Origin of the sequence: Nonomuraea glycinis (genome assembly GCF_035920485.1) — a bacterium.
Classification (GTDB): Bacteria; Actinomycetota; Actinomycetes; order Streptosporangiales; family Streptosporangiaceae; genus Nonomuraea; species Nonomuraea glycinis.
The window spans coordinates 3,894,384-3,906,062 of the sequence record NZ_CP109166.1 but is presented as its reverse complement, the minus strand read 5'-3'; the positions used below and the strand labels follow the sequence as shown (position 1 = coordinate 3,906,062).

Sequence of the window (11,679 nt, the reverse complement as noted above, 5' to 3'; positions counted from 1 at the left end):
ATCAGGACGCGTTCTCTGCGACCACCTGCCACTGAGAGAGGACGGGACGGCATGACCACGAACCATGAGAAGGCAGTGCTCGCCGGCGGCTGCTTCTGGGGCATGCAGGAGCTGATCCGCGCGCTTCCGGGCGTCGTGACCACCCGCGTCGGATACAGCGGCGGCGACGTCCCCAACGCGACCTACCGCAACCACGGCACCCACGCCGAGTCGATCGAGATCACCTACGACCCCGCCGCGACCGACTACCGGGCCCTCCTGGAGTTCTTCTTCCAGATCCACGACCCGACGACGAAGAACCGCCAGGGCAACGACATCGGCCTCAGCTACCGTTCGGCGATCTTCTACACCAGCGACGAGCAGAAGCGCGTCGCGGAGGAGACCATCGCGGACGTCGAGGCGTCGGGGCTGTGGCCCGGCAAGGTGGTGACCGAGGTCTCTCCGGCCGGGCCCTTCTGGGAGGCCGAGCCTGAGCATCAGGACTACCTGCAGCACTACCCGACCGGCTACACCTGCCACTTCGTCCGGCCCGGCTGGCGGCTCCCCAAGCGCGCGAGCGCCTGACACGTCCGCGTTTCCCCGGCTATGCGCGTACGACGCCCTCGTCGGGGACACGGACGAAGGTAGCGCCCGCGGCGACCGCGCGGGCGCCGAGGACGTGCCCGTCGCACATTCTCGTCTCGGTCCCGGCCCGGTCGATGACCTTCCACGTCACCGGCTCCTGGCACGGCTGACCGAGCCGGTCGTGACTCCAGTCGCGGCGGCACACCCGGCAGGTGGAGACGCCGCCGCTGGAGGAGAGCGTGTTGCCGTGCTCGGGGCAGACCCCCCACGACAGACCGCACGGCCGGGCCTGAAGCCTGACCAGCTCAGCCGCCGCCCGCCGCAACCCCTCCGCACCGCCGGCCAGCGAGTCCGCGGCCTGCCGGGCCACGGCGAGATGCTCGGGTTCGGGCTCCTGGGCTGGGCCGGGGGCGCTGTCGCAGAGCGCCAGAACCTCGGCGGTGAGCGCCTCGGCACGGCTCGCGAGGACGGTCAGGTGCTCGGGAGTGACAGTCATACGAGCTCCCATCTCACACAGGGCCACTGTGAGTACGGCCTGACCTGGACCCTACGTCGTATCCCCCGTAGGCGTTGAAAGCCGCGCTCTCGGCGGGCAGGGGCCATCCCGCACGCTTTCGGACGGCCGCTATGCAATGGCCCCTGACCGACGGCGAGCCCTGATCGTCAGCACCACCATGACGAGTACGGACGCAACGAACAGTGCCACCGATCCGGCCACCAGCGGGTTGACGAAGCCGGGCACCAGTTCGGGGCCGCAGGTCGTGTCATGCAGCGGCCACAGGCTCAGCGACCCACCCTCCGGACCGCGGTGACCGTAGGCGTAGAGATCCGGCCGGGCCAGCCCGCACCGGTCATCGGGGTCCGTCCACACCCCGAACGTCGTCGATTTCAGGCCGTACCCATAGGCGGCGACCGCCGCGCACAGCGCCGCGCCCGACAGCGACCACCCCACCCGCCGCCGACCCCGGGCCCGCAACGCGAGCACCACGAGCACAAGACCCGCCACAGCCGACACCGGCCAGGCCAGCATCAACAGGAGCAGCACGACAAGGAGGACGAAGTTCACGAGCGTGACCCTATGGGGCGGTCGGGAACAGCTTGGGATCGGCCCTGCGGGCTCTGCCCGATCATCGGCGTTATCGACACCAGGACCGAATCAGCTCAGGCCTTGAGGGCAGAGGAAGGCTCTGATGCTGCCTGGCGCGCGGGCGAGGAGCGCCGACCGGTCGTCCAGTGAGCAGAGGTTGCTGCCGATCTCGGTGTCGACGAATCGGGTGCCGCTCCGCAGCGCGATCAGTTCGATCCCGCCGACGCTCGGGGAGGCGATCTCGGCCGCCACCCAGGAGCTCGCGCACCGCTTGCGCTGGACCGAGGCGTCCCCCGGCAGGCTGCCGCCGTTCTGCACGGCGACCTGCCGGAGTATCACGTTCGCGGATGGGCACGGCACGCCGGTGGCCGAGCGGCGCGCGCTCGGGCGGGCGCTCGTCTTCTTCCTCGCGCTGGGCGTCTCCACAGGGGTCTCCCTTGCGCGGGGCGTCTCGCTTGCGCTGGGTGTCTCCTCGACGGTCTCGCGCTCCCTCGCCGTCTCGTCCGGGTCCTCGCTCGTGTCCGGCTCCGGGCTCTCGGCGAGCGTGGACGTGGCACGATCGCTCGGGCCCCGAAGGGCCTCCGGCGTCCCTGCCGAGTTCACCATGAACACCGCGCTGACGGCCGCGACCGCCGCCACGACGGCCACGGCCGGCCGCAGCGGCACCGTGGGGCGCTTTTCCTGCAGTGTCATGGGGGTCGTGCCGGCCCTCAGCGCGGTGACCCCGGCGAGCAGTCGGTCCGCGGTGGGCCGGGCCTGCCTGGCCTTGGCGAGCGCGCTCCGTACGAGGTCGCGGATGTTCGCGGGCACCCCGGACAGGTCGGGGTCGACGCTCATGACGCGATAGGCCATGACGTCGGGAGCTCCCGTGCCGAACGGCGGGCGTCCCGTCGAGGCGTACGTCATCAGGGCGCCCCAGGCGAAGACGTCGGCGGCCGCGTCCGCCTCGTCGCCCCGGTACTGCTCGGGACTGATCCAACCGGGCGTCCCGATGAGCGCGCCGGTGCCCGTGAGCCCGCTCTCGTCGAGAGCCCGGGCGATGCCGAAGTCCAGCACCTTCGCGCCGGAGGCGGAGAGGATCACGTTTCCGGGTTTGAGGTCGCGGTGCACGATGCCGACCCGGTGGATGTCGGTGAGCGCTTCGGCGATGTCCACGCCGAACGAAAGCAGCTCGTCCGGCCGCAGCGGCCCGTTGTCCTGCACGTACGTGCTGAGCGTCGGCCCGGGTACGAACTCGGTGGCCAGCCAGGGAGGCGCCGCGGCGGTGTCGGCGGCCAGCACCGAGACCGTACAGCGCCCGCGCACGCGGGACAGCAGATCGACCTCTCGTACGAAACGGGCGTGGAAGTGCGGATCGGCGGCCAACCCCGGATGGATGACCTTGACCGCGACCCGGGCGCCGTCGTCCGCGATGCCCCCGTAGACCACTCCCATGCCGCCGGCGCCCATCCGGCCCACGATCCGGTAGGGGCCGATCTCCTCGCGCTCGTCCATCGCCAGGGGGCCGAAGCCGCCAGGGTCACTCATCGAGGCTCCCGATCGAAGGATCATCGCAACGGCATTGATCCTATTGACCGGTGCTTCTGACTATCTGCCTTTCAGGTATCGAATATCCCTTGATGACCGATCAGTCGGCCGCAGCGCGACCCGGCATCTCGGCGAGTCAACTGACCGCACGGCCCGCGCCGTGTCGGCGTTCCGCATCGCGGTCGTCTACCATCGGCCGCCCGTCCGAAGTCTTCCTCAGGACCATGCTCCTCGTGACTCGCCCGGCTGCGACTGCTCCGCGAACCGCCCATGGTGAAGATCACCTTGTCCGGGGTGAGTCTGGTCTCGGTGCACGGCGGCATAGGCGTCCTGACCGTGCTGTATCTCCACGAAGTGACGGCGGTGGGGGCAGGCCCGGCGGCCCTGGTGGCAGCTTCACGCCCGTCTGGGCCCTGCTCTCCGCGATGACCCTGGTCGCCCTGACGATCACGGCCCGCGGCCGGAAGCTGAGGTAGCACGTGCGCGGCTATGCCGTGCGCTTCACCAGGTGGTGCCGTGGAGGACCTTGATCGAGGAGCCGGGCAGGGAATCTGTCGTTCTCGACTGATGGCTGGCCTACGCTGATCGTATGGCTCATGCGAAGACGTCCTTCGTCTGCCTGCCTTGTCGCGCCTCGTACAAGCAGGCTCACCCCGGCCTCGGCCACCACGATCGGTCCTGCCCGCGCTGCGCCGAGCCGCTGATCCATGTCGGTTCCGCCTTCGCGGCCCCACCTCGGCGGGACACCGCGGCCTGGCGGGTGCTCACACTGCTGCTGCACGCGGGTCTTCGCTTCCACAAGAGTTGTTGTGACGGGCCTGGCTACCGCCCGCGCACGCTCAGCGAAGTACGTGCGCGCAAGGCGTACGCCCGCGCGACCGGAGAGCCGCTCGCCAGAGCTCTGGCCCGCTACGACCTGCCCTGACCTAGGCATTTACCGGACGGCGGGGATTCTGTCGGCCCGCCGACGAGAACCATCCGGTCAATGTCGCTCACGTCCTTGAGCACCTGGTAGAACGGGCCTGGGTGAGAATGGTTCGCGACCGTTTTTCACCCAGTGGACCACCGAAACAGGCCGTCCAGGTTTACAGTGCGTCCAGCCGAGGGGGCACGATGAAGTTTGGGATATTAGGTCCGCTAGCGGTGTGGCGAGAGGATGAGCAGCTCGATCTCGGCACGCCCAAGGCGCGGGTGCTGCTGGCGGTTCTGCTGTGCCAAGCGGGTAACCCTGTCTCGGAAGATCAACTGGCTGTGGCGCTGTGGGGGAACACCCCTCCGAAGAGCGCCACCAAGAATCTGCAGACCTACGTCCACCGGCTCCGGCGGCACCTGGGCGAGCCGGCTCGGGTCGCGCGGCAGGGCTCCGGCTATCTGGTGCCGGCGGTCCGGGACGAGCTGGATGCGGCGAGTTTCGAGACCCTGGCCGGCTCAGGGCTGGCGATGGAGGCCGCCGGTGAGCCGGAGGAGGCGACCCGCCTCCTGCACGAGGCGCTGAGCCTCTGGCGCGGGCCCGCGTTCGCCGGCATGACCGATGTCCCGATGCTGGCCGCGGAGGCCACGCGGCTGGACGAGGTCCGCCTGTCGGTCCTGCAGTCGCGGATCGCCGTGGACCTGAGGCTGGGACGCCACGCCGGGCTGCTGGGCGAGCTGACCGCGCTCACCGGCGAATACCCCCTGCGGGAGCGGCTGCGCGCGCAGCTGATGCTGGCGCTGTACCGCTGCGGCCGGCGCGCGGACGCGCTCGCCGAGTACACGCGTGCCCGCAGGACCCTGATCGAGGAGACCGGTCTGGATCCGACCGAAGAGCTGCACGACATGCATCAGAGAATCCTCACCCAGGACCCTTCACTCGACCTCGCTCTTCGCGGCATCACCACGATCACGGGCTCCCCTGGCGGGCCGGACCGTGAACCTGCCGCGCGCCTGCCGGATGAGCCGGGCATCGAGCCGAGCGCGAAAGCGCGGCACTCGCACACCGGCGGTCCCGCCCCGAGGCCTGAACCCCGAGCGGCCCTCACCCCCGCGGAGCTGCCACCGGACATCGCGGATTTCACGGGCAGGGACCGCGAGGTGGCAGACCTCACCGAGGCCCTCACCAAGCCACGGCCGGGCACCGTCGCCCTGGCCAGCATCGCGGGTCTGGGCGGCCTGGGCAAAACCACCCTCGCCGTGCACGTCGCGCACCGCATCGCGGATCGCTTCCCCGACGGCCAGCTCTATGCTGACCTGCGCGGCGCCTCCACCGACCCTGCCCGCACGGAGGACGTGCTCAGCCGGTTTCTGTTCGCGCTGGGCATCAGCGCCACCGGCATCCCCGAATCCCTGGAAGAACGCGTGGCGCTCTACCGGAGCTGCCTGGCCGGACGCAGAATCCTCATCCTGCTCGACAACGTCGCCGGGGAGGAGCAGGTGCGGCCGCTCCTGCCCGGAGCTCCCGGCACGGCCGTGCTCCTCACCGGACGTGTCCGGCTGGTCGGTCTCGAGGGCGCGAGCCTGCTGGAGCTCGACGTCCTGTCGGCGGCCCAAGCCCTGGGCATGCTGAGAAGGATCGTCGGCGACGAACGCGTCCAGGACGACCCGGACGCGGCTCTGGAGATCACCCGGTTGTGCGGCCGGGTCCCGCTGGCGGTCCGCATCTCGGCGGCCAGGCTCCTCGGCAGAAGGCAGTGGAGCCTGGCCCACCTCGCCGGCGTCCTCAGGGAGGAACGGCACCGGCTGGACGAGCTCGTGGCGGGCGACCTCGACATCCGCGCGGGATTCGAGATGAGCTACCGTACGCTTCCCGCGGGCGCGCAGCGGGCCTTCCGGCTGGCCGGGCTGCTCGACGCGCCCGATTTCGCCTCCTGGGCGGTGGCGGCCCTCCTGGACGTGCCGGTACGGCAGGCGGAACGCGAGATCGAGACCCTGGTCGACGCCCATCTGCTGACCATCGTCAGAACGGACGAGACGGGCGGCCTCAGATACCGGTTCCACGACCTGCTCCGGCTGTACGCGCGGGAGCGGGCGCAGCGCGAGGACTCCGAGACCGAGCGCCGGGCCGCGCTCCAGCGGGCCCTGGGGGCGTGGCTGGCGCTGGCGGAGGTCGCGGCCGACCACGTGCCGGGCCCCTGCTACGCCCCCATGCACAGCGACGCGCCGCGCTGGCGCCTGCCCGCCGCGGTCTCCGGCCCACTGCTGGCCGACGCGATGGCCTGGTTCGACGCCGAGCACACCGCGCTGCTGGCGGGGTCCTCCCAAGCGTGCGAGGCGCGCCTGACCCAGCTCGCCTGGGATCTCGCGGGATCCACCGAGACGTACCTCAACGTGCGCGGCCTGTACGACGGCTGGAAGCGCACGCACGAGCAGGCGCTCGCGCTCTGCCGGGAGACCGGCGACCGGCGCGGCGAGGCCGTGCTGATGCGCGGCCTCCTGGAGGTCACCACCTGGAACTCGCCGGCGGGCCCCGGACCGGCGATGCTCCGGATGCGGGCCAGCGCTTCGCGGCTCCTCGACCTGTTCACCCTGCTGGACGATCCGGTCGGGGTGGCCGACGCCCTGGCGGTCCTGGCCTGGAGCATGACGGCCGACGGGAACGGCGACGCGCAGGCGCTCGCCCTGGCCGAGCGCGCCCTGCGGACGGCCACCGACGCGGGCTACCTCGGCGGCCAGGCGCGGGCCTACCACGTGATGGCGATCATCCACGGCGAGGACGACCCGCAGGCCGCGCTCACGGTCCTGGAGCAGGCGGTGAAGGTCGCCGAGGCGCTCGGCAACGCTCACTACACCGCGACGGTCACCCAGTTCCTCGGCGCGGCGAAATCGTTCTGCGGTGACTTCACGGGCGGCCATGAGCTGCTGGAGCGCTCCTTGAGCATGGCCCGGCGGTTGAACTACCGCTACCTGGAGACGTTCACGCTGCTCTACCTGTCGAAGCTGTACGTCTCCATGGGGGACGAGCGGGCCAGGGCGACCGCCGAGCTGACGCTGGCCCACAGCGAGGCCGGGAACTTCGGCCACTACATCGCCGACTCGCTCAGCGTCCTCGGGCAGTTGGACCTGGCCGAAGGGAACGTGCCCGCCGCCATCGCCACCCTCGAACGCTCGGTCCGGGTGTGGCGGACCCGCGGCTCGATCCCCTACCTGGCCCGGACGCTCCGCGCCCTCGGCGACGCCCACAGCGCCGCCGGCGACCACCGCACGGCCAGGACCGTCTGGGAAGAGGCCCGCGAACTGTTCCACGGGATCTCGCACGAGAACGGCATGCGAACGCTGGACGCCCGGCTCGCGAAACCCCAGGACCTCACGATCGCGTACGAAGCCCGGTCGACCGCGACCGGCGGCAGGGCGTAACACCCGCCGCAGCGAGCGGGCCGGGCAGTGCCACCGCTCTTATCCGCACTTGCCTTCCGCAGGCCAGACTTTCGGAAGCCCGTATTCCGCATACAGCGTCGCCCCCTGGAGCCAGCGCCTCTGGTCGTACGCCGCGTTCACCCCCGGCATCCGTGCCAGCCGTCGGCAAGGGGAGTCCCAGTCGGCCTCGGGCTGCATCGACAGCTGGTAACCCACCGGCATGTCAGACACTTGGACGGCCTCGACGAGCGCTTCATTGTCCGCGTACTTTTCGACGAAGTTCCGGTACGCCGTCGCCTGATCTTCGTACTCGTACGATACGAGCCCGGGGGTCCGCTTGATGGCGGCGACGATCGCCTGCTTCTCCTTGACCGTGACCGGCAGCTTGTTCGCCTTTCCCCGTCCACGCCGACAGGCAGGCGTGTCTGTGTACTTCCCGCACAGAAATACAGAAATATCCGGGCTTTGGGATTCTTTCACAAGAGCGGCATGGTTCTCTGCCTGGTCGATGGCCATCGCTACTCCCGGCCGCCGGTTCGCCAAGCGCGTGATCCGGGCGCGGTCGGCCATTCCCGATACCCGCACGCGGAAGGACTCCGGCATGTCCTTGGCCCGCACAGCCGTCAGCACCCTCTTCTCCCCGGCGAACTCCCGGCGGAAGCCGGCGTAAGCCGCCGCCCGGCTCACGAAGCGCACCTCGGTCACCTCAGGCGTGGTCTTCAGAAACGTCTCGACGTCCCGCCGCTGCTTCGCCGTGGCGTACCGCTTGTGACACCAGTCCGCGGATGGCGTACAGAGGAAGACCGCGATCTCCGAGTCGTCGGCGACGGTGAAGTCCGGGCTGACCGGGTCAGCCATGGCGGACCCGGTCAGCCCGGTCAGCCCGGTCATTCCCGAGAGCGCCACGACGGCCGCGACCGTCACCCGCCCTAACCAGTTCTTCACTGAACTCCTCGCTCCATGATCGGGGACTCGGGAACCCGGTGCCGACGGCGGGTGGACGTTCGCGGCCGGCCGTTCCAGGCACTGCATGATCGCATCGATCCGCCCCGGCGTCTCCTCGGGCGTGGGATTCAGCGTAGATGACCTAAGATATCGAGGCCCTGCTGGTGAAAACCGTTCTCCACCAGCGCTCGTCGCCGGCCGTGGACCTCGGCGCGACCGTGATCGAACCGGACGAGATCGCCGCGAGTTACTGAACACCTCGTGCCACCGGCCCGCGGTGGCACGAGGCACGTCGTCACCGCGAGGCGGGGCGCCCGCGTACGGCGTAGGCGAGGAACGACGAGTCGCTTCTCGACCGCCTGGTACGGCCGGCCGGACGACAGGCTTCCCCTGTTCAGCACGTTCGTGGCGGATCGCAGGTCGATCTCGTACGGCTTGACCCGGTAGTGCACGCCCTCGATCCAGGAACGTTCCAGAACGAGGTAGCGGGTCGGCACCTGCCGATCCCTCGTCCTGCCACACTGCGTTGAAATCCTCTAACGCTCGGTCGCGCCTCTCATCCGAAGCCCGCGAACACCCTCGGGCCCACTCCCTGCGCGCTGGATCGCTGGAGACCAGCTCCAGCGCCCTCCGCCGGCTCCCCTCCCTTTCGGGTCAGGCATGCCCGCTTTCGGGTCAGGCATGCCCGCCGGCGCGGGCGTGCGCGTCGAGGAGGTGCGCGACCGCTTCGGTCACCTGTACGGCGAACGGGATGTGCAGCCATTCGTCCGGCACGTGCGCGTTCGAGTCCCCACCGAGCGCGCCCGTGACGACGAACTGCGCCCGTGGGTACCGCCTGCCGAGCATCTCCATGAACGGGATGCCGCCGCCGATGCCCATGTTCTGGCACGGCTTCCCGAACACGCGATCACCGACCTGCCGCAACGCCGAGGCCAGCCAGGGGGCCAGGGCCGGCGCGTGCCAGCCGTTCATGACCATGAAGTCGCCGACCTCGACCTGCGCCCCGTACGGCACGTCGGTCGTGAGGATCTTCTCCAGCGCGGCCCGCGCCGCCTCCGCGTCGGCGGAGGGGGGCAGGCGGAAGCTCAGCCGGAGGGAGGTCCAGGCCCGCAGCACGGCGCCCGCCACCGCGGGGTCCGGGAGCCCGCCGGCGCCGGTCACGGACAGGGTCGGCCGCCAGGTGTTGTTGAGGACGAGCTCGACGTCGTCGTCGGAGACTCGCCTCATTCCCGGCTGCAACGGGAACCGGGGCACGGCGACCTCCGCATGGAGCGCGACGAGCTCCGCCGCCTCCGCGCGCCGTTCTTCCGGGATGGGCACCACCATCTCGGCCACCTTGACCTCGCCGGTCTCCGGGTCCTCCAGCCGATCGAGCAGCTGGCGCATGACCCGGAACGAGCTCGGCACGACGCCGCTCCCGAGCCCGGAGTGGACCCCCGTCTCGAGGACGCGCACCGTGACGGTCGCCTGCACCGCGCCGCGCAGGCTGGAGGTCAGCCACAGCCGCTCGTAGTCTCCGCCGCCCCCGTCCAGGCAGACCACCAGCGACACCTCGCCGAGCCGGCCGTCGAGATGCTCCAGGTACGCGGGCAGGTCCGGGCTGCCGGACTCCTCACCGGTCTCCAGCAACAGGACCGCCCGGGCGTGCTCGCCGCCTGCCCCCCGTACGGCCTCAAGCGCGGTCGTGGCGGCGTAGCCCGAGTACCCGTCGTCGGCGGAACCGCGGCCGTAGAGCCGGTCGTCGCGGATCACCGCCTGCCACGGGCCCAAGCCCTCCGACCAGTCGCCGAGCGGCGGCTGCTTGTCGAGGTGCCCGTACAGCAGGACGGTCCCGGTCGCCGCCGCGCCCGGCGTCGCGGGCACGTCCACGAGCAGGAGCGGGGCGCGGCCGTCGAGCTGCACGACGTCGCACCGCGCGTCGGGCAGGCCCCGCGACGCCACCCAGCCCCGTACGTGCTCGACGGCGGCCCGCAGATGACCGTGCTCCTCCCAGGCGGCGTCGTAACCGGTCGACACGGCAGGAATCTCGACCAACCCGGAGAGACTGGGCAGCACGTCCGTCGCCCAGGCCGCACTGATCGATTCGCGGAGTTTCTGATGGTCCATGCGGTAATACTGGCAAACGCCACGCCTCCCATGCACGGCGAGCACAAAGCCCCTGTGCTCGCAAAACGCGTGCTGATCTTGCTTAGCTCGCGAACTCCCAGCGGAGTGAGCTGAACGCCTCCCCGTCGCCTCCCCCACTGGTTCCCCCTATTTCCCGTCCTATCTGGGCACACGAGCGACCCTCTCTGGAGCGCGGTGACCGGAACCGGCCGGTTACCTGCAGACCTGAGCTGCAAGGATCCTCGGCATGCTGATCACTGGATTCGAGGACTACCCCCTCGTCGATGGCTCCCATCTCTTGGACGATCCGGTGTTCTGGGCCCTGCACGCTCTCCAACTCGGGGTGATCGGGCTCACTGACATCGAGGAAGCATTCGGAGTGGACATCGGCGACGCCGCAGAGATCGAAAATGGTGTGTTCGATCACGACCATTGGCCCGTCTTCACCGTCCCGCTGCGCGGCCCAGGCAACATCCACGTCATCTACCGGAACCTGGACGGCGACATGGGTCTGGATTACGTCCTAACGCATCCTGACTGGCCCCACGATCTCCACCTCGCCGCAGTCGACGGAGGTTTCATCGGCCCTGGTCTGTCCTGGCCCGAGCTCACCACCATCGCCAGCCACCCACCGACTCCTGGTGCCGGAATGCCGTCGGACGCTGCTCGCCGACTGCTCATCCTCCTGCCCGCCCTCGGTGACGCCGACCTACCCGACACCGCTGTCCCGACCGTCGCTGCGGCACTCTCCGCATTGACCACCAGCCCAGACCCCGACCACATCGCGGAGATTCTTCTTCACAGCGCCAAGGCATACTGGCAACCCGCCACCTGGCAGCAACTGAACAACGGCGCGATCGTCTGCGACGAGTCCCACAGCCCCCGCTGCCCCGGCGCCCCGGGAGCGTTCACCCCCGCCCAAGCCATCGCCGTCACCCACACCCTCGCCGGCACCTGAGGCCGCACCATTGGAAGCACCTGGCGGATAAGGACCCCCTGGACCAGATCCCGTACTAGCTTGTGTCGCGCGATGCTTAGCCACCTTGCTCAACCCCAGACCTTCTGTCACAAGGGCAGGGCAGGTGTCTCGTGTGGAGCGCCGGCATGTGATCGGGTAAGAC

Annotated in this window: 9 protein-coding genes; 4 read left to right on the top strand and 5 right to left on the bottom strand. The window is 70.0% G+C overall.

Going from position 1 to position 11,679, the window contains the following annotated elements:
* Positions 1 to 51 precede the first annotated feature (51 nt).
* Complete coding sequence (msrA, locus tag OHA68_RS18565) at positions 52 to 564, top strand: peptide-methionine (S)-S-oxide reductase MsrA (protein WP_327108780.1); 513 nt, start codon at positions 52 to 54, stop codon at positions 562 to 564.
* Between the two features lie 19 nt (positions 565 to 583).
* On the opposite strand, the gene OHA68_RS18560 is transcribed toward msrA, so the two are convergent.
* The 3 genes from OHA68_RS18560 to OHA68_RS18550 form a co-directional block, all read right to left on the bottom strand.
* Positions 584 to 1,060: a hypothetical protein gene (locus tag OHA68_RS18560; protein ID WP_189141306.1), complete on the bottom strand. Its 477-nt coding sequence runs from the start codon at positions 1,058 to 1,060 to the stop codon at positions 584 to 586.
* A 129-nt stretch (positions 1,061 to 1,189) separates the two neighbouring features.
* A complete protein-coding gene (locus OHA68_RS18555; protein WP_327108779.1) occupies positions 1,190 to 1,630 on the bottom strand; it encodes a hypothetical protein in 441 nt (146 codons plus the stop codon).
* 90 nt (positions 1,631 to 1,720) lie between these two features.
* Positions 1,721 to 3,178, bottom strand: coding sequence for a serine/threonine-protein kinase (locus tag OHA68_RS18550; protein ID WP_327108777.1), 1,458 nt, complete (start codon positions 3,176 to 3,178; stop codon positions 1,721 to 1,723).
* 589 nt (positions 3,179 to 3,767) lie between these two features.
* On the opposite strand from OHA68_RS18550, the gene OHA68_RS18545 reads away from it, so the two are divergent.
* Complete coding sequence (locus OHA68_RS18545) at positions 3,768 to 4,103, top strand: hypothetical protein (RefSeq protein WP_327108776.1); 336 nt, start codon at positions 3,768 to 3,770, stop codon at positions 4,101 to 4,103.
* A 218-nt stretch (positions 4,104 to 4,321) separates the two neighbouring features.
* Positions 4,322 to 7,507: an AfsR/SARP family transcriptional regulator gene (locus OHA68_RS18540; protein ID WP_327108775.1), complete on the top strand. Its 3,186-nt coding sequence runs from the start codon at positions 4,322 to 4,324 to the stop codon at positions 7,505 to 7,507.
* Between the two features lie 39 nt (positions 7,508 to 7,546).
* On the opposite strand, the gene OHA68_RS18535 is transcribed toward OHA68_RS18540, so the two are convergent.
* Together OHA68_RS18535 and OHA68_RS18530 are read right to left on the bottom strand one after the other, a co-directional pair.
* Positions 7,547 to 8,452 (bottom strand): permease-like cell division protein FtsX, encoded by a 906-nt coding sequence (locus OHA68_RS18535; RefSeq protein WP_327108774.1) that lies wholly within the window; start codon positions 8,450 to 8,452, stop codon positions 7,547 to 7,549.
* Positions 8,453 to 9,127: 675 nt separating this feature from the next.
* Complete coding sequence (locus OHA68_RS18530) at positions 9,128 to 10,558, bottom strand: M20/M25/M40 family metallo-hydrolase (RefSeq protein ID WP_327108773.1); 1,431 nt, start codon at positions 10,556 to 10,558, stop codon at positions 9,128 to 9,130.
* Between the two features lie 247 nt (positions 10,559 to 10,805).
* On the opposite strand from OHA68_RS18530, the gene OHA68_RS18525 reads away from it, so the two are divergent.
* Positions 10,806 to 11,516 carry a hypothetical protein gene (locus OHA68_RS18525; protein WP_327108772.1) on the top strand — a complete coding sequence of 237 codons (711 nt, stop codon included), beginning with the start codon at positions 10,806 to 10,808 and terminating at the stop codon, positions 11,514 to 11,516.
* Positions 11,517 to 11,679 lie beyond the last annotated feature (163 nt).